This is a genomic window from Alphaproteobacteria bacterium (assembly GCA_016699735.1).
In the GTDB taxonomy this organism is placed as follows: domain Bacteria; phylum Pseudomonadota; class Alphaproteobacteria; order Micavibrionales; family Micavibrionaceae; genus JAGNKE01.
Map to the genome: position 1 here is coordinate 2,712,044 of CP065008.1, position 18,069 is coordinate 2,730,112.

At 56.9% G+C, this 18,069-nt stretch carries 16 protein-coding genes; 6 read left to right on the forward strand and 10 right to left on the reverse strand.

Annotated elements, in window-relative coordinates; genetic code table 11:
- Nucleotides 1-67 precede the first annotated feature (67 nt).
- Complete coding sequence (locus IPN28_13470; GenBank protein ID QQS57223.1) at nt 68-274, forward strand: hypothetical protein; 207 nt, start codon at nt 68-70, stop codon at nt 272-274.
- A 443-nt stretch (nt 275-717) separates the two neighbouring features.
- Here IPN28_13470 and IPN28_13475 read toward each other — a convergent pair whose 3' ends face one another.
- Complete coding sequence (locus IPN28_13475; GenBank protein QQS57224.1) at nt 718-1,812, reverse strand: L,D-transpeptidase family protein; 1,095 nt, start codon at nt 1,810-1,812, stop codon at nt 718-720.
- Nucleotides 1,813-1,929: 117 nt separating this feature from the next.
- Entirely contained in the window at nt 1,930-2,277 is a 348-nt protein-coding gene (locus IPN28_13480) for a hypothetical protein (protein ID QQS57225.1), read from the reverse strand.
- A 53-nt stretch (nt 2,278-2,330) separates the two neighbouring features.
- Between IPN28_13480 and IPN28_13485 the strand changes: the two genes are divergently transcribed.
- The 4 genes from IPN28_13485 to der all read left to right on the forward strand — a co-directional run bounded on the left by IPN28_13485 (nt 2,331) and on the right by der (nt 6,481).
- The gene (locus IPN28_13485) at nt 2,331-2,888 is read left to right on the forward strand and encodes a thioredoxin family protein (GenBank protein ID QQS57226.1); all 558 of its coding nucleotides are present in this window, start codon (nt 2,331-2,333) and stop codon (nt 2,886-2,888) included.
- Between the two features lie 103 nt (nt 2,889-2,991).
- Complete coding sequence (locus tag IPN28_13490; GenBank protein QQS57227.1) at nt 2,992-3,690, forward strand: hypothetical protein; 699 nt, start codon at nt 2,992-2,994, stop codon at nt 3,688-3,690.
- A gap of 18 nt (nt 3,691-3,708) precedes the next feature.
- Complete coding sequence (locus IPN28_13495) at nt 3,709-5,040, forward strand: PQQ-binding-like beta-propeller repeat protein (protein ID QQS57228.1); 1,332 nt, start codon at nt 3,709-3,711, stop codon at nt 5,038-5,040.
- 19 nt (nt 5,041-5,059) lie between these two features.
- Nucleotides 5,060-6,481, forward strand: a complete 1,422-nt coding sequence (gene der / locus IPN28_13500) for a ribosome biogenesis GTPase Der (GenBank protein QQS57229.1) — start codon at nt 5,060-5,062, stop codon at nt 6,479-6,481.
- Nucleotides 6,482-6,485: 4 nt separating this feature from the next.
- On the opposite strand, the gene IPN28_13505 is transcribed toward der, so the two are convergent.
- Nucleotides 6,486-6,989 (reverse strand): hypothetical protein, encoded by a 504-nt coding sequence (locus IPN28_13505; protein ID QQS57230.1) that lies wholly within the window; start codon nt 6,987-6,989, stop codon nt 6,486-6,488.
- A 249-nt stretch (nt 6,990-7,238) separates the two neighbouring features.
- On the opposite strand from IPN28_13505, the gene IPN28_13510 reads away from it, so the two are divergent.
- A complete protein-coding gene (locus tag IPN28_13510; protein ID QQS57231.1) occupies nt 7,239-8,042 on the forward strand; it encodes a mechanosensitive ion channel in 804 nt (267 codons plus the stop codon).
- Nucleotides 8,043-8,120: 78 nt separating this feature from the next.
- Here IPN28_13510 and IPN28_13515 read toward each other — a convergent pair whose 3' ends face one another.
- The 7 genes from IPN28_13515 to IPN28_13545 all read right to left on the reverse strand — a co-directional run bounded on the left by IPN28_13515 (nt 8,121) and on the right by IPN28_13545 (nt 18,040).
- Entirely contained in the window at nt 8,121-8,519 is a 399-nt protein-coding gene (locus IPN28_13515; GenBank protein QQS57232.1) for a hypothetical protein, read from the reverse strand.
- 3 nt (nt 8,520-8,522) lie between these two features.
- Nucleotides 8,523-9,989, reverse strand: a complete 1,467-nt coding sequence (locus tag IPN28_13520; GenBank protein ID QQS57233.1) for an amidophosphoribosyltransferase — start codon at nt 9,987-9,989, stop codon at nt 8,523-8,525.
- A 10-nt stretch (nt 9,990-9,999) separates the two neighbouring features.
- Nucleotides 10,000-10,779, reverse strand: coding sequence for a CvpA family protein (locus tag IPN28_13525; GenBank protein QQS57234.1), 780 nt, complete (start codon nt 10,777-10,779; stop codon nt 10,000-10,002).
- 282 nt (nt 10,780-11,061) lie between these two features.
- Complete coding sequence (locus IPN28_13530; GenBank protein ID QQS57235.1) at nt 11,062-11,610, reverse strand: translation initiation factor IF-3; 549 nt, start codon at nt 11,608-11,610, stop codon at nt 11,062-11,064.
- Between the two features lie 55 nt (nt 11,611-11,665).
- Entirely contained in the window at nt 11,666-13,657 is a 1,992-nt protein-coding gene (gene thrS, locus IPN28_13535) for a threonine--tRNA ligase (protein QQS57236.1), read from the reverse strand.
- 665 nt (nt 13,658-14,322) lie between these two features.
- The gene (locus IPN28_13540) at nt 14,323-15,771 is read right to left on the reverse strand and encodes an HlyD family type I secretion periplasmic adaptor subunit (protein ID QQS57237.1); all 1,449 of its coding nucleotides are present in this window, start codon (nt 15,769-15,771) and stop codon (nt 14,323-14,325) included.
- On the reverse strand, nt 15,764-18,040 hold the full coding sequence (locus IPN28_13545) for a type I secretion system permease/ATPase (protein QQS58644.1): 2,277 nt from the start codon (nt 18,038-18,040) through the stop codon (nt 15,764-15,766). Before IPN28_13545 ends, IPN28_13540 begins: the two co-directional genes overlap by 8 nt.
- Nucleotides 18,041-18,069 lie beyond the last annotated feature (29 nt).

The window sequence follows — 18,069 nt, forward strand, 5'->3', positions numbered from 1 at the left end:
CTTATGAATTTAGGTGATCCGGATCTTACATCGTTTTCAAACAGGTTTAATTCGAATGAGGACTAAAATGAAAAAAACTGTTGCTACAATCTGCCTGATTGGCTCCACCTTGGCTCTGGCCGCTTGCGCAAGCAGCGAATCCGCTGACAGCACCGAGCTGGCGACCCCCTACGCTCTCGAGCGCACCGCGACCCATGACGGCGCTGACAACTCTGTTGTTGAAGTTCCGGCTCAGGATGGCGACAAAGTCTTCCAGAAAGCCCAGACCAAGTAATTGGGCATTCTATATAAATTTTAAAAAAGACTGTCCCTCGGGGCAGTCTTTTTATTATATAAATAACCTGTGAAACAAAAAAACCAGCGGAAAACGATGATCAAGATTATTAATCGAACAGCGCTAGTACTAATAGTGAACAACTTGAGCTTGTTATTAGTGTTTTTGATATTCGAATTGGCGTTGCGCTTCGGTGTTGTCCCTATGGAATCTCCAGACCTAGCGACCCTCTACTTCTTTCAAACTTATGCGACTCTTATTATATGCGCTGTTTTCAGTTTGAGCTTCGTTTTTCTTAACTCACAGTGGCGCTACGTCTTCTTGCTAGCCCCTCTTGTCATACCGGCCGCATACGGCATCTTCTTCCTGATGAAACATCAGGTTTCCTGACATACTCCCCAGCCTTACTGCTCGGCCATGGCTCTTGGTCCTGCCTGCAGAGTTCAATCCACGCGGGCGATGATCCGGGCCTTCTTCTGAGGCAGCTGCGGCGGATAAGGAATGCTGGCATTGCCTACCTTAATCGCCTTGATATTCTCGGGCTTCTTCTTGGGCACGATGGCATCCCGCGGGAATTCATTGCTGACCTCTTGCACCTCGCTCTTGCGGGATTCGCCTTGCGCGGGTACGCGGGCAATCACGATCGGATACCCCCGTCTCTCGCGGATCGCGGCGCGGATTTTCGGCCAGTTCAGGTAATCCTGAAACGGCCCCGCGACCTTCATGATACGCGCCATATCGGCGTCCGTAAGCTTCTGGTGCTCGATCACGCCCGATTCTTCCATCTTGATCGCCTGATCGAGGTCGGGATGCGCCTCTAAAAGCAACTCTTCCCCGATCCACGCCAGCTTGAGCGGTTGATTGACCACGGTCACCTTGGTGCCGACGGGAATACGCTCGAAGAATTCCAGAACGCTCTCGGGATACATTCGGATGCAACCGCTGCTGCTCCGCCGCCCGATCCCATAGGGTTTGTTCGTGCCATGAATGGCGTACTGCGACCAGCCCAGATAAAGCGCCCGCGTCCCCATCGGGTTTTCCGGCCCCGGCAATACTTCGACAGGAAGCTCGGGCTTCTCCTTCCGCATCCGGTCCGTAGGGCGCCAGATCGGATTGACCGCCTTGCGGACGATGGTCGTATGCCCGACGGGTGTGGACAGCCCCTCGCGCCCGATCCCGATCGGATAGCTGAGCGGCGCACGGTCACCGTTCACATAGGCATAAATCCGCATCTCCGGCAGATTGATCACCACATCCCGGTGCGGCGCATCGGGCAGCAAATGCTGCGCGGGAATCATAAGTTCCGTCCCCTCGCCCGGAATCCACGGGTCGATCCCCGGATTGGCGGCGCGCATCTCGACAAACCCCAGACCGTTGCGCCGCGCCAGATGAATGAACGTGTCTTCGTACTTGGCCCTGTACTCGATCAGAGTGCCGATGGAATTGCCCTTGTACTCGGCAAAAGCCTGACCGGAAAACCCCGTAAGGCTTACAGCAAATAACGCAGCGGTCGCAAGGATATGCGAGAATCGGCTCATAAAAACTCCCCCGTAAACCCGATCTTGGAAAACAGACCCCTAGACATAATCTTTTTTCAAGCCCGACTCAAGGGGAGACGCAAAAAAACCCGCAATTTTCCTGATGAAAGAAGCGTGTCAGTGCCCGCCGGACACCAGCCGCTCCACCTCGGCGGCCAGACTCTCAAAAACCCGCTCGAAAACGCTGCTTTTGATAACCCGGCCCTTGCCGTGGCTGTAAAGCTCGAACAGGGTGGTCCGCGGCCCGACCTTGCGGATGGCGAACTGCAGGCTGGGCCTCTGCGAAGCCGCCTGAAAATAGGTATAGGTCGCCAGCCCCTCATTGAAATCGCAGTCGACGGTCCTGTACGTCAAAGCTTTTTTCGACGCCGCATAGATATAAAGCTGGTCGAGTTTTTGGAACTGACTGCGGGTGAACCCGGTGGAGTGCTCCGCAGCCGGGTTGTGAAGGACGTGCAAACTCATATATAAAGAGTAACAAAATATGCGACAAAAAGGAAGAATCAAGGAGAACCGCCATGGCCTTGCTGCAAACCCCTGAAAAACAAGCCGGATTTCCCGCCCCGGACTTCGCTCTGAAAAACATCGACGGCCGCACCCTGACTTTGGCGGAATGCCGCGGGCCGGAAGGACTTTTGGTCATGTTCATCTGCAACCACTGCCCCTACGTCAAAGCCATCGTGACCCGCCTCGCCGAAACCTGTAAAACACTGCAGACGGAGAGGTTCGGCTGCGTCGCCATCATGCCCAACGATACGGAAAACTACCCCGCCGATTCGTTCGAGAATATGAAGCTTTTCGCAAGGGAACACGGCTTGACCTTCCCCTACCTGATCGACGAAACCCAGCAGACAGCAAAAGCCTACGGCGCCGTCTGCACGCCGGACTTTTTCGGCTTTGACCGCAATTTGACCCTGCAGTACCGCGGGCGTCTCGACAGCGCCTCCGCGAAACCCGCGGACGCCTCCACCGTACCCGAACTGCTGAAGGCGATGCGCGAAATCGGGCGGACGGGTATATCCACGGCGCCGCAACACCCCTCCATGGGCTGCTCGATCAAATGGAAAGACTCATAGAAGCAAGCCTCCGGGAACGGAACGCTCTTGTCTTCACAGCCGCGGAGTTATAATACTCTACTCCTGTACGTATCACTGACACGGTATTCGGAAGAGAAAGCCTATGGCAAATTTTTTGGCGGAAGTCGATGAAGCCCTGAAGCAGGAAAGGGTCGCAAGATTCTGGAACAGTTACGGTGGCTTCGTTCTGGGCACCGCCCTGATGATCATCCTTGGAACGGCGGCCCTTTCGGGCTATCGGGTCTGGGATAGCGGCATCAAGAGCGCCCAGACGGAAAAACTCCTCAACGCCCTGTCCGCCGAAGACCCGGCCTCCGAATTGATCTCGGTCTCCAAAGACCTTCGCCCCGGCCTGAAAACGCTGGCGCTTTGGCAGGCCGCAGGAGAGTTGGTCAAAAAGGACGATAAGGCAAAGGCGCTGGAACTCTACGCCCAGATCAATAAAGACCCCGCCTCCCCTCCTGATTTCAGGCATCTCGCAAGCTTTCAGATGGCGCGTCTAATCGCGCAGAGTGACCCGGAAACGGGCCTGTCCCTGCTCGAAAAGGTTGCAAATGATGAGTCTAACCCCTGGAACAACCTCGCTCGTCTCGAAGTCGCGGTACTGCAAGCCCACCACAAAAAGAACTTCAAGCTGGCCCGCGAACATCTCGCGACAATCCTGAAATCGGAAAGCCTGCCGCAATCGTTGGAACGCAAGGCGCGTTCACTCGATATGCTTTACGGATTGCAGGAGCCGCAGACTCAGGAAGACATCGCCCCGGCGGGTGGAGAACAAGAACAAAAACCTGAAAAGAAATAATTTTTTGAGGATCGCAACATGGCAACTTTCAGAAATACGCTGCTTTTCGTTTCGATGGCTTTTACACTCGGCGCGTGTTCGAAAGTCACAAGCGTTTTCGACTCTGGCGGCGATGAAACGAAACTGGAAGGCGAACGGATGTCGGTTCTTGAACTCCAGAAGACCCTCGAACCGGACAGCGAAAAACGCGAACTCATCGCCCCCGATCCATGGAGCAATGCCTTCTGGCCGCAGGCCGGCGGCTACCCCAACCATTCCATGCAGAATCCCGCCCTCGCAAAAGAGGCGGGCAGAGCTTGGAAAACCTCTATCGGTGCGGGCAGCTCTGACGGTCTGCCCATAACCGCGCAGCCCGTGATCGCCGAGGGCCGTGCCTACACGCTCGACACCAATTTTAACCTGCGCGCCTTCGACCTCGGCTCAGGCAAGCAAATATGGGAGGCCGACATACAGAATGAGGACGAAGACGAGGACGTCATCAGCGGCGGCGTCAGCTACGCCAACGCCCATCTGTTCGTGACCAACGGTTACGCGGAAATTCTGAAGGTGAAGGCATCGGACGGCGGCATCGTCTGGCGCAAGCGCCTGCCCGCCCCGTCCCGCGCCGCGCCGACCGTCATCGACGGCCGTGTCTTCGTAACAACGCTCGACAACCGCGTGGTGGCTCTGGATGAAGGCTCCGGCGACACGCTCTGGATTTATGTCGGCATCGCTGAAACCGCGGGCCTTCTCGGCGCGGCCAGCCCCGCCGCCAACGCAGATATCGTCGTGGCGGTCTTTTCATCCGGCGAAGTGACCGCCCTGCGCGTCGAAAACGGGTCGGTGGCCTGGTCCGATAACATCTCCAGCGTACGTCAATATGGCGGCGGCCTCGAAAGCCTCTCCGACATCAAGGCGCTCCCGGTCCTCGACCGCGGCCTCGTCATCGTCCTCAGTTTCGGCGGCAAGCTGGTCGCCTTCGATCAGGCCTCCGGCGCTCGCGTCTGGCAGCGTGAAATCGGCGGCGCCGAAACGCCATGGACCGCCGGCAACTTCCTCTTCGTCCTCTCTGCGGATCATCAGCTCATCGCCCTTAATCTTGAAGACGGTCGTATCGTCTGGGTCACGCCCCTGCCCCGCTATAAGAACGAGGAAAAGAAAAGCGGCCCGATCGCCTGGAAAGGCCCGGTCATGGGCGGCGGACGCCTGATCCTGCACGGAACGGACGGTGAAATGCTGGAGGTCAACGCGACGAACGGTAAAATCCTGCGCGCCTGGGATTCGGATCGCACACCGGCCACTTCGCCGATTATTGCCGCAAAAACGCTGCTCCTGCTCGCAACGGACGGAACATTAACGGCCTACAGATAGACACCGTAAGGGACGAACGATGCTCAGACTCGCCATCATCGGCCGGCCCAATGTCGGCAAGTCCACCCTGTTCAACAAGCTCGTGGGCAAGCATCTCGCCATCGTCGATGATACGCCCGGCGTCACCCGCGACTGGCGCGAGGCGCAGGGCACCCTTTTCGGCCGCCCCCTGATCCTGATCGACACGGCAGGTCTGGAAGAAAGCTTCGATGAATCCATTCAGGGCCGGATGCGTAAGCAGACCGAGGCCGCCCTCGCGCAGGCCGACTGCATCCTCTTCGTCATCGATGGCCACTCCGGGGTCACCCCCGCCGATGAGCATTTCGCCGCCTTCATCAGAAAACAGAAGAAACCCGTCATCCTCGCCGTCAACAAATGTGAAAACGCCAAAACCACCCAGAGCGCAATCGGAGAGGCTTACGCCTTGGGATTCGGCGAACCTCTGGCCCTCTCCGCCGCGCATAGCGTCGGCTTTGAGGATATTTTCCATGCCCTCGAACCCTATCTGGGGGAAGATAACACCAGCGAAAATACGGAAATAGCGCAAACGGAGGACTTCGGCGATATCGACTCACTGGAGGGTCAGGAGGATTTTGACTTCGTGCAATCCGAAGAGGAGGAAGAAGAAACCGAAAAATCCCTCAAAATCGCCATCATCGGTCGCCCGAACGTCGGCAAATCGACCCTCCTCAACGCCATTGTGAAGCAGGAGCGGGTCATGACCGGTCCCGAGGCCGGAACGACCCGCGACGCCGTCTCTGTGGACTGGACCTACGCCGATCGCAATTTCCGCCTCGTAGACACGGCAGGAATGCGGAAAAAATCAAAAATCCAGAACGTCATCGAAAAGCTTTCCGTCGAGGACAGCTTGCGCGCCGTCCGCCTCGCCCATCTCGTGATCCTTGTACTCGACGCCAACGCCGCCCTCGAAAAGCAGGATCTCCAGCTCGCCGACCACGTCATCGGAGAGGGCCGCGCCATCATCGTCGCCGTCAACAAATGGGACACGGTGGAAAACCGCTCGGAAAAACTGGAGGAAATCCGCGACAAGCTGGAAACCTCTCTGGCCCAGACCCGCGACATCCCCGTCGTGACTCTCTCGGCACTGAACGGCCGCAACATAGAGCGCCTGCTGGACGTAGCCCTTGAAACCTACGAAATCTGGAACAAACGCATAGCGACAAGCGGCCTGAACCGCTGGCTGGGACGCATGGAAAGCCAGAACCCTCCGCCCTTGGTGGGCGGACGACCCAATCGCCTCAAATACATCACGCAGATCAAAACGCGCCCGCCGACCTTCGCCCTCTGGGTTTCAAAGCCGCAGGATCTGCCCGACACCTACAGGCGTTACATCATCAATGGCTTGAGAAAAGACTACGGCATCCCGGGCGTTCCCGTGCGCCTGCTGCTCCGGGCCAGCAAAAACCCATTCAAAAATTAGACAGCTACGCGAAGTAATCTTTCAGAATCTTAACAACCTCAAGAAGATTCTGGTCGAAAGCAAGAGCAACCACGGCTATAAATCCTCCCAGCTCCCAGGGAAATTTAAAAACGTATGTAGCGATAAATCCAGTGTAAACATACATCAGAAGAGTGACAAAAACACTGTAATTCTGCCACGGCTCAATATCGAAACCGGCAAAAACAGCAATCAATATAGGCAGGGAAAACAAAACCCCCGAAACGCCCTGCCAATTTGCAGCCGTAATAAAACGAAAGAAATGCTGCTCCCTGTTATACTGCTTGCTCAAAAAATAAACGGTTGTAAGAAACAAAACAGCGGTCAGGACAAAATGCACAAAATGCAGACCAACGACTAGCGGGACCGGAACCGTCCCTGCGCGGAATGACCAGATAGCCACCACAACGGGCAGCAGAAACAAACTAACTAAAAACGAGCGAATTGCAGCGCTTTTGCTGGGATCATATCGCTCAACCCCGTGCGGCATGAACAAAACGATCTCGGCACAGCCGATCAGATTATTTTTGATCTCTTCGCGTGTGAACATAGGGGGCATCCTTACGTAAAAATGAGGTCAATCATTACCTGCCTACATTTTAGCACTAACCGCAATTTTTTTGCCAATAATTCACGCAAAAGCCTAAAACCCTTGCCTCAGAGCCAAACTTGCCAGACAGCAAAAAAGTCTTTATGACTCGGAAACACGCAAAAAACGAGGAGGTCCGGGATGAGTCCCATGATGATATTGGCTACGAATGTTGTAATCGCAATCGCAATTCTGATCGCCGGTTGGATCGGCGGCAACTGGGCCAGCAAACAAATCCGCAAGATCAAAAAGGTCGATGAAACCCTCAAATCCTTCTTCGCTGTAGGTGCAAAATATCTGATCTTCGCCATCGCCATCATAACCGTGCTGCAGCAATTCGGCATTCAGACCGCAAGTCTTCTGGCAATACTCGGCGCCGCCGGCCTCGCGATCGGTCTGGCGTTGCAGGGCACCCTGAGCAACGTCGCCTCCGGCGTCATGCTGCTCTTCCTGCGCCCCTTCAATGTTGGCGACACCATCACCTGCGGCGGGGTTTCGGGCACCGTCAAAACCCTCGGCCTCTTTGCAACCGAACTGGCCACGGGCGACAACGTCTACATCTTCGTGCCCAACAGCAACCTCTGGAACACCAACATCCAGAACTTCTCCCGCAACGAGGAACGCCGGCAGGACATCACCATCGGTATCAGCTACACCGATGACATCGCCAAGGCTCTGAAGACTCTGGAGAACACCATCAAGGCCGACAGCCGCGTCATCGCCGCCGAGGGCAAACAACCGGAAGTCATGGTCTCGAATCTCGGCGATTTCGCCGTGCAGCTCACCGCCCGCTTCTGGTCCACGAACGCGGACTCCGGACCGTTGAAAGTCGATCTGACGAAAGCCGTGAAGGAAAGCTTCGATGGTGCCGGAATCACCATCCCCTTCCCGACCCGCACGATTGAAATGCATGAAGGCGCAGCAAAAAAATCATCCTCGAAAAAGGCGGCGTAAATAGACGCAGCATTTGATCTGAAAAAACGAAAACCGCCCGAAAACCAAGGGCGGTTTTTTTATAAATGCGACAAGACCCTACCAGGCGATCAGCCGCGCCCACCAGAGCAAAAAGACGAGAATGAAGACATCCGCCCCGGCAAGAAAAACCAGAAAACGGCGGGGCATATATTTTATCTGTGAATACACGAAGGCAACATAAAGAAGAAGCCCGGTCACGGTGACAAAGGCATAATAAGACCCGCGCACCCCGAGAAGAATCTGCACCACCGCCCACGGCCCTGTAAAAAGAGCCGACAAAACCCCGGCGATAGAAACAACTAGGGCAACCCCCGGACTGCGGGCCGGATCGTAAAAAAACACGAGATAAACACAAACCGCCAGACACGCCGCCAGCAGCCCCACCCCGAGGGAAAGCGCCAGACGTTTGTAAGACACAACATCGGAGTCATCCGCGGATGAGAAAAAAGCAAGCATCCGTCAGCCCTCGGCCTTGATCATCGCCGAACGCAAACCCGTGACCCGGGCGCCCGTGCGGTTGTCGTTATGATCCGTCAATTCAACGGGATACTCTCCCGTAAAACACGCATCGCAGAATTGCGGGTTTTTGTTGATTCGCCGCTCCTCGCCCATGGCGCGGTAAAGCCCGTCGATAGAAACATAGGCCAGCGTGTCCGCCCGGATAAAATCGCGGATCTGCTCGACGGACATATTATGCGCCAGCAACTCCTCGGTCGAAGGCGTGTCGATCCCGTAAAAACAGCTATGGCTTGTCGGCGGCGAGGAAATCCGCATATGAACCTCTTTCGCCCCCGCCTCGCGGATCATCTCGACGATCTTGCGCGACGTCGTACCCCGTACGATGGAATCGTCGATCAGAACGACAATCTTGCCCTCGATATACGCCTTGTTGGCGTTATGCTTGAGCTTGACCCCCAGATGCCGGATTTTGTCCGAAGGCTCGATAAACGTCCGCCCCACGTAATGATTCCGGATGATGCCAAGCTCGAACGGCTTGCGGCTTTGCTGCGCGAAACCGATGGCCGAAGGCACGCCGCTATCGGGCACCGGAACGACAATATCCGCCTCGGGGCAAGGCGCTTCCTTGGCCAGTTCCATCCCGATCCGCTTCCGCATCTCATAAACGGAGCGGTTCTCGACATACGAGTCCGGCCGCGCGAAATAAACATATTCGAAAATGCAAAAACGGTGCGCCTTCGTCTCGAAGGGCTTGAACGTGCGAACCCCGTCATGATCGATGACCACAACTTCCCCCGGCTCGACCTCCCGCACCAGTTCGGCCCCGATGATATCCAGCGCGCAGCTTTCCGAGGTCAGAACATAGGCATCCCCGATCTTGCCCATCACCAGAGGCCGGATTCCGAACGGATCGCGCACCCCGATCAGCTTGTCACCCGAAAGCGCCAGAACCGAATAAGCGCCCTTGATCTGGTTCAACGCCTCGACGAGTTTGTTTTCAACAACTTCCTCGCGGGAAACCGCGACCAGGTGGTTGATGACTTCCGTATCGCTGGTGGATTGAAAGATCGAACCGCGCTTGACCAACTGGCCGCGCAGCGCATGGGCGTTGGTCAGATTGCCGTTATGCGCCACCGCGAACCCGCCGTGATCCATATCCGCGTAAAGCGGCTGGATATTGCGGAACATCGGCTCCCCGGTCGTCGAATAACGGTTATGCCCCAACGCAACATGACCCGGAAGCCCCCTGATGACCTCGGCCTGACTGAACGTGTCATCGACCAGCCCGAACGCGTGCTTGGCGTAAAAGTGCTCCCCATCGTACGTAACAATACCGCACGCCTCCTGCCCCCGGTGCTGAAGCGCATGAAGACCCAGCGCCGTCAGCGTGGCCGCTTCCTCATGCCCGTAAACGCCGAAAACGCCGCATTCCTCGTGAAGCTTGTCGTCATCGAACGGCGTTGTCATGCAGCAAACCTCACTCGTTAAGCCCCGCTTTGCCTTGCGTCTTTTCTTCAATCAGCTTGTCCATCGCCTTGCGGTCCTTATCCGTATAACCCTGCGTATCCTTGGGCTTGGCGTCGTCAGGCTTCGCGTCCCCGGTCGCCGGATCGGCGGGAGCACCCCCCGAAGTTTCCCCCTCCTTGGCAGGATCTCCGCCAGTCAGCCCCTGCGCCTCCAGCAGCTTCTGCGCCGGATTACCCTCGCCCGAAAGCTTCTCGACCTCGGTCCGCATATCCTCGGGCACGAGCGCATAGAGCCATCCCGCAACGACCTCAAGATAGGGCGCGGTCTTGCTGCCCTCCATCCATTTCTGCTTGCTCTCGGTGGTGACGTTGGCATAGACCGGCAGATAGATAATCCCGACCAGCAGCACGCCGCGCACGATCCCGAAGATCACGCCCAGCGTCCGGTCCAGCGCACCAAGACCGATCTTGCTGACGAACTCCGCCAGAAAATGGCTGAGGAACGAGAGGATCACCACGAAAACGATAAAAATCGCGCCATAAGCCAGCGCATCGGCAACATAAATATAGGGAATCAGATCGAACAGCTTGGCCTGTTCCTCACCCTCGACGGCCTCCTTGACCCCCAGCCATCCGCGCATTGTCGGCGCAAGCATCGGCCCTGTAAAATACGCCGCCGCCATCCCGCCGATAATCCCGATGATGGTCAGGATTTCACGGATGAACCCGCGCAGGAAAGCGATGAGAACCGAGGCAATAAGGACAAGAAGAACGATGACGTCTATGATCATATGTGAACCGCGCTGTCTTTCTGTTCAACGGATCAACGGAACTAGAGTGATAGGCCAAGCGAACCCGAAAAGCAAGCAAGAAGCAACGGGGGAAACCCCTGTTTGCAGGTCTTCGCAAAAGCCGCGCCTTTCGACCTTGGGGGGTGTTCTCAAGGGCAGTATTTTGAGCCAAAAATGGCGTTTTTTGAGAACCGCATCGCAGAATACTTAAACGTATTTGAGAAGCGGAAGCGCAAAAAAAACGCCCTTTGCAGGCCAAAAGACAAAGCTTGAGGACACGCCCTAACCTTTTGCCGCCAGCACCATAATCATCTGCCGCCCCTCGAATTTCGGTTCGAGTTCGACGGTGGAGACGTCGGCCAGTTCTTCTTTCATCTTCTTGAGCAGGTTAAGCCCGATATCGATGTGGGCCATCTCGCGCCCCCGGAACCGCATGGTGACCTTCACCTTGTCGCCCTCTTCCAGAAAACGACGCGCATTACGCATCTTGACCTCATAGTCATGCTTGTCGATCCGCGGACTGATCTTGATTTCCTTGATATCGATGATTTTTTGCTTCTTGCGGGCTTCGGCGGCCTTTTTCTGCTGCTCGTATTTATACTTGCCGAAATCGAGGATTTTGCACACAGGAGGATCGGTGTTAGGCGATATCTCCACCAGATCGAGGCCCGCAGCATCGGCCATTCTTTGGGCCTCCTGAACGCTGAAAACGCCTTTCATCTCTCCGTTTTGATCGATGACCCGGACTTCCTTGGCCGAGATCATGTCGTTGACCCTGGGACCGCCGGACTGGGCGGGGGAAGGTCGATTGGGTTTACGTGTATTGTTCAAAAGTCTCCTCGTCTGTAGTTCATGAAAAAATCATATAATTTCATTAGAAAGAACATTAATAGGGCGGTTTGGCCTCTTCTGCAAGCGATTGAATCGCCTGTGCACAGGCAACGACCGACTGATCCGGGGAACCCAGCCGCCGGATGGCCACCGTCTTCTCCTTGCCTTCCCGCTCCCCGACCACAAAAATCGCCGGAACCTTGGCCACGGAATGCTCCCGCACCTTGTAATTGATCTTTTCGTTCCGAAGGTCAAGCTCGGCCCGCAGACCGGCTTTCCGCAGATTCTCATAGACCTCCTGCGCGTAGTCATCCGCGCTGCCCGTGATCGTCGCCACCACGCATTGCACCGGCGCCAGCCAGAGCGGCAGCCTCCCCGCATAATTCTCGATCAGGATTCCGATAAACCGCTCGATCGACCCGAGAATCGCCCGATGCAGCATCAGAGGCCGATGTCGCTGCCCGTCTTCCGCGATATAACTGGCGTCAAGCCGCTCCGGCAGATTGGGATCAAGTTGCAGCGTCCCGCACGTCCAGCTCCGCCCGATGGCATCGCGGATATGAAACTCCAGCTTCGGTCCATAGAACGCCCCGTCTCCGGGCGCCAGCTCATACGGCAACCCCGCCGCCTCCAGCGCCTCTTTAAGCGCGTTTTCCGCATAATCCCAGCTTTCTTCCGTCCCGACCCGCTTTTCCGGCCGCGTCGCCAGCTTGACCTTAAGATCGTTAAACCCCAGATCGCGGTAAATTTTACTGAGCAGGTCACAGAACGCGATGCTCTCCGATTTGATCTGGCTCTCGCGGCAGAAAATATGCGCGTCGTCCTGCGTGAACTGACGCACGCGCATCAAACCGTGCAGCGCCCCGTGCGCCTCGTTCCGGTGACAGCACCCGAATTCCGCCATACGGATCGGCAGATCGCGGTACGACTTGATCCCCTGCTTGAAAATCTGCACGTGCGCGGGGCAGTTCATGGGCTTGAGCGCCAGAAAATGCTTCGGCTCTTCCTTGAAAACCTTCCCGCCCTCCTCGGTATTCGGCACCACGTCGGGCACCACGAACATATTCTCGCGGTACTTGCCCCAATGCCCCGACTGCTCCCAGAAACGTGAGTCCATAAGCTGCGGCGTCTTGACCTCAATATAGCCGGCATCCCGCAAACGGCGGCGCACATAGGCCTCAAGCGCCAGCCAGATCGTATAGCCCTTTTCATGCCAGAAAACGGAACCTTGCGCCTCGTCCTGCATATGAAACAGATCCATCTCGCGCCCCAGCTTGCGGTGATCGCGCTTCTCCGCCTCCTCAATCTGCGTCAGGTAATCCTGCAACTCCTTGTCGGTACGCCACGCCGTACCGTAAATCCGCGTCAGCATCGCGCGGTTCGAATCCCCGCGCCAGTATGCCCCGGCCACCTTGAGCAGCTTAAACGCCGTACCAACGTGCTTGGTCGTCGGCATATGCGGCCCGCGGCACAAATCCAGCCATTCCCCCTGCCGGTAAATCTTGATCGCCTCGCTTTCGGGCAGATCGCGGATCAACTCCGCCTTGAACATCTCGCCCTTATCGGTGAAATATTGGATCGCCTCGTCCCGGTTCCAGACTTCGCGGGTGAACGCCGCGCCGCGCTCCACGACTTTCCGCATTTCTTTTTCGATGACGGCAAGGTCTTCGCTCGAAAACGGCTCATTGCGGGCGAAGTCGTAATAAAACCCGTTCTCGATGGACGGCCCGATCGTCACCTGCGTGCCGGGAAAGAGTCTCTGCACCGCTTCCGCCATGACGTGCGCCGCGTCATGCCGGATGAGTTCCAGCGCCGCCTCGTCCTCGCGTTTGATGAGCGAGATTTTGGCATCTTGCAGAATCGGCAGGGAAAGATCGCAAATCTCACCGTCAATCCGCACGGCAATCACCGCCTTGGCCAGCGATTTGGAAATGCTCTCGGCAATCTCCATCCCTGTGACCCCTGCGCCATAGCTCCGCACCGCCCCGTCAGGGAGTGTGATGGCGATGGACGATCCTTTAACCACGGCGGCCTGACCCTCTTGCATGGCGGTCTCTTAAAATTTTCAAAGGGTGAACATGAATCAAGACTATTAGAAAAACCCCATTCCGCCGGATTTTGCAAGCCGTTTCACCAAAAACCGCCGCGCCTCCCTAAATGTCATTCCGGCGAAGGCCGGAATCCGCCCATAACATAACGCAAGCTTGGCTTTGCACCCTCCTTGGCATCCCCGCGCAAGCGGGGATCCAGAAAAATTCATGAGAATCAGAGGCCGACTCTAAGCGATAAAACAGAATCTCTTTATCGTCGTGATCATTGTGCCCGCCGTGTTTCAAAAGCCCCTTTTTGGGCCGAGCGTTCGGAACTGGACAAAAAATGAAAATATTCCTATAATACGCTCGGTAACCCCCTCAAACCGCCCGCGCACCGGACTAACAGGACTGAGTCCGCTTCAGGAAAAACGGCGGCGAACAGGAAACAACCGCACCCTAAACTTTTGATCGAACACAAAAAGCGGAATCCGAAGGTGGAAAAAAGACAAAACGCCACAGACTTAGTCCCGTCTTGAGGACCGCAGCCGCACGGCTTTTATAAAGTCAGCGAAAACACAGGCTTTTGAGAAGCGCATCGCAGAATACTTAAACGTATTTGAGAAGCGGAAGCGCAAAAAGCGCGTGTTTGCAGGTCTTTAGAAAAGCCGTGCGCCCGGTCCTAGCGCTCATTCATCGCATCGTCGATGGTTTTAATCAGCGGCTTCATCAGATACTGCATGACGGTTTTCTTGCCCGTCAGGATATCCGCGCTCGCCACCATGCCCGGAATGATGGGCAGAATCTCTCCGGCCCGCTTGAGCTGCGTCTCATAGGTCCGCAGCCGCACACGGTAATAGCTGTTGCCCTTCTCATCCTCGAACGTATCGGCCGAGATATCCAGCAATTCGCCCTTGAGCCCGCCATAGATGGAAAAATCATAGGCCGTCAGCTTGATCATCGCCGGCTGCCCCGGATAAATGAACGCCCGGTCCGACGGCTTCACCCGCGCCTCGACGATCAACTGGTCGTCCTTGGGCACGATCTTGATGAAATCCTCTCCGGGCTTGACCACCCCGCCGATCGTCTTGATTCGGATATCCTGAATCGTGCCCGCCACCGGCGCCTTGATCTCCTTGCGCGTCTTGCGCTCTTTAAGCGCCGCCAGCCGTTCGCGGATTTCATTCATCTCCGTCAGCTTCGCGGCCAGCTCCTTTTGCGCTTCCGCCTTCATCGTGCTGTCCAGATCGGCCAGCCGCGCCTTGGCCTCTTCGATGGCGCTCTTAGCCCGCGGAACGCTGGATTCCAGGCCGTTCAGCTCCGCGGATTTTTCCTTGATGGCCCGTTCGAGCTGCAGCAGTTCCAGCTTCGGCGCCGACCCTCTGGCGACCAGAGGCGCGATCATATTCTTCTCCTCACGCTGCAAGCGGATCACGCCCTTGAGATCGCCGATCCGGCTATTCAACTCATCGACTTCCTGCTCCCTCTGGGTCATTTGCTCCTGAAGGACTTTCTGCTGCCCCTCGCGCTGCTTCTGGTTGGCGCGGAAGGCGTTAAGCTCTTCGGTCACGCTTTCGGCCGCTTCCGTTTCGACCTCTTTGGGAAAAACAACCTCACTCTTGCCTTCCGCCTCGGCCTGCAACCGCGTGATCGCCGCCAGAAGCCCCAGATAACGCGCCCGGTTCGCCCCCAGATCGGACGACGCCTCGATATCGCTGAGCCGCGCCAGAACCTGCCCCGCCTCGACGGCGTCGCCCTCTTTCACCAGAATCTCCTCGACGATCCCGGCATCGAGGGTTTGCAGCGCCTGCACCTCGCTAGAGGGAATGATTTTGCCTTCCCCGCGTGTAACCTCATCCAGCGGCGCAAAATTCGCCCAGATAAGGAAAAAGATAAAAAACGCCGTGATAATCACCAGCAGCAGATGCTTGGACAGCGGGACTTGCTCGTCCACCTCGAAAAGCGTCTCGGCGCGGGCGCGCAGCATCGCAGCCTGCTCCTTGGCCCAGTTTTGCCGGATCGCCGTCCATTCGGCGGAATCGTTGATCGCCGCTTGAGGACCGCTTTGAGGGGCGCCGGGATTTTTGGCCTTGGCGGAAGGATGGGCGGCAGAAGTGTTGGCTTTAGACATTCGTATTCTCCGCCGCCGTTCCGTATTGCCGCGCCTGCAGCTTGCGGATGACCTCATCCTTCGGGCCGTAGGCGATCAGCCGCCCGCGGTCAATCAGGATGAGCTTGTCCACCAGCGTCAGCATCGCGCCCTTGTGCGTAATCAGGATCGTCGTCTTGCCCTGACAGAGCTTCGTCAATCGCGCCCGCAAACGCGTCTCGGACGCCGGATCCATCGAGGCCGTCGGCTCGTCGAGAATCAGAACCGGCGGATCGTAGAGCAGCGCCCGCGCAATCGCTACCGCCTGCCTCTGCCCGCCCGAGAGCGCATCGCCGCGCTCACCGACCTGCGTATCAAGCCCTGTGGGAGAATCTTTCAAAAATTCAAGAACGCCGGACATTTCCGCAGCCTTAAAGACCGCCCGGTCCGGCGCCGTTTCGTGTCCCATCGTGATGTTCGACCGCACGGAGCCATAAAAAAGCTGCGGACTTTGCTGCACGGCGCCGATATTCCGCCGCAAATCGCCGGGATGGATATGCCGCACGTCCGTTCCGTCCAGCTGCACCGATCCGGTTTCCGGCTCGTACAGATTCAAAAGCAGCCGCTCAATGGTCGTCTTCCCCGAACCCACCGCGCCGATAATCCCGACGCGCTCCCCCGGCTCGATGACGAAATTCAGGTGGTTGAGCGTTTGCACCCGCGCCTCGGGATAGCGGAACGAAACGTCACGGAATTCGACACGCCCGCGTGTTTCAGGCATGGAAACGAAATGCTTGCCGTAAGGCCGCTCAACGGGTTTCCGCATCAGATCGTCCAGCTGCTTCAGCCCGTGCCGCGATTGGTTCAGGCGCGTCATGAGTCCGGCGATCTGCCCCAAGGGCGCCATCGCACGGCCCGAGAGAATCACGCAGGCGATCAACGCGCCCTGCGTAATATGGCCATAGCTGATCAGATAAACACCCACGATGACGATCCCGACACTCACCAGCTGCTGGATAAAAAGCGCCCAGTTCTGCGCGAACGCTGAAAGCTGCCGCGATTTGACCGCCGTGCGCGAAGCCTTCTCGCTCAGCTCTTCCCATTGCCGCTGGATATGCCCCTCAGCCGCCTGCACCTTGATCGTCTCCAGCCCGATAATCGTCTCGAACAAGAGAGCGTTTTTAAGAGCGCTCTCATGCATCGAATCCTTGGTGACCCTCTGTAATGGCCCCTGAAGATAGAAGCCCATGCCGATGACCAGCGGAATTGCCGCGATAGGAACCAAAGCAATCGGCCCGCCGATCAGGGCGATAAATCCGATAAAAATCAGCACGAAAGGAAGATCGATCAGCGCGGTCATGGTCGCGGACGTGAAGAAATCGCGCAGCGTCTCGAATTCCTTCATATTGCTGGCCAGAATCCCCGCACTTTTGGGCCGCGCCGCCATCGTCATGCCGAGAATCTGCTCGAACAGCTCGGCCGAGATTTTCACATCCGCCTTCTTGCCCGCATAATCGAGGAAATGCGCCCGCAAATTCCGCAAAATAAAATCGAAGATATAGGCCACGATAATCCCGCCCGACAGCGCCCATAGCGTCTCGAACGCGCTGTTCGGCACCACTCGGTCATACACGTTCATCACGAAGATCGAACTGGCCAGCCCGATGAAATTGACGATCAGCGCCGCAATAATGACCTCGGTGTAAATGGTGCGGTTTTTCTTGAGCGTGGCCCAGAACCAGTCGCGCCCCGTATCGATCTCCGCCGGTCCGGCCCGGTCGTCCGAACGCGCCACCGGCCGCACAAAAAACGCATAGCCGGTATACAGTCGTTTGAGTTCCTCCAGACTGATATAACTTTTCTCGTCCTGGGTTTCTGCGAACTGAACAAAAAAGCGTGTGGAGGGATGAATCTCAAGCGCCTGCTCATCATTTTTCTTCGGCGGATGCTTGGGCGGAAACCGCACCTCTTTGAGAATGCAGGCTTGGCCATGCTCAAGGGTCAGGATGCACGGAAGATTCGGCGCAATCGCCAGCGATTCAAGCGAACGCTCAGCCAATGTCGCCTGCAGGTCGGCCCGCTCCGCCGCCCGAATAAAAAGCGCGGGCGTGATGCCCGCCGGAGGCACGGGTAACCCGGCCGTGAGCGAAGCAGGGCTGGTACGCCGCCCGTAATGTCCGGCCATCAGGCAAAGGCAATCGACAAGCGGATCGGAAATAGCAATGCGGTCGGCCTGCAGCGGCCACCCGTCGGGGGTCTTGTCCCTTTGCTTCGGATCGCCGCCCGCAGAAGAACCCGCCTGCTCATTCATCTGAAGCGGATCGTCCTCATTATCTCGAC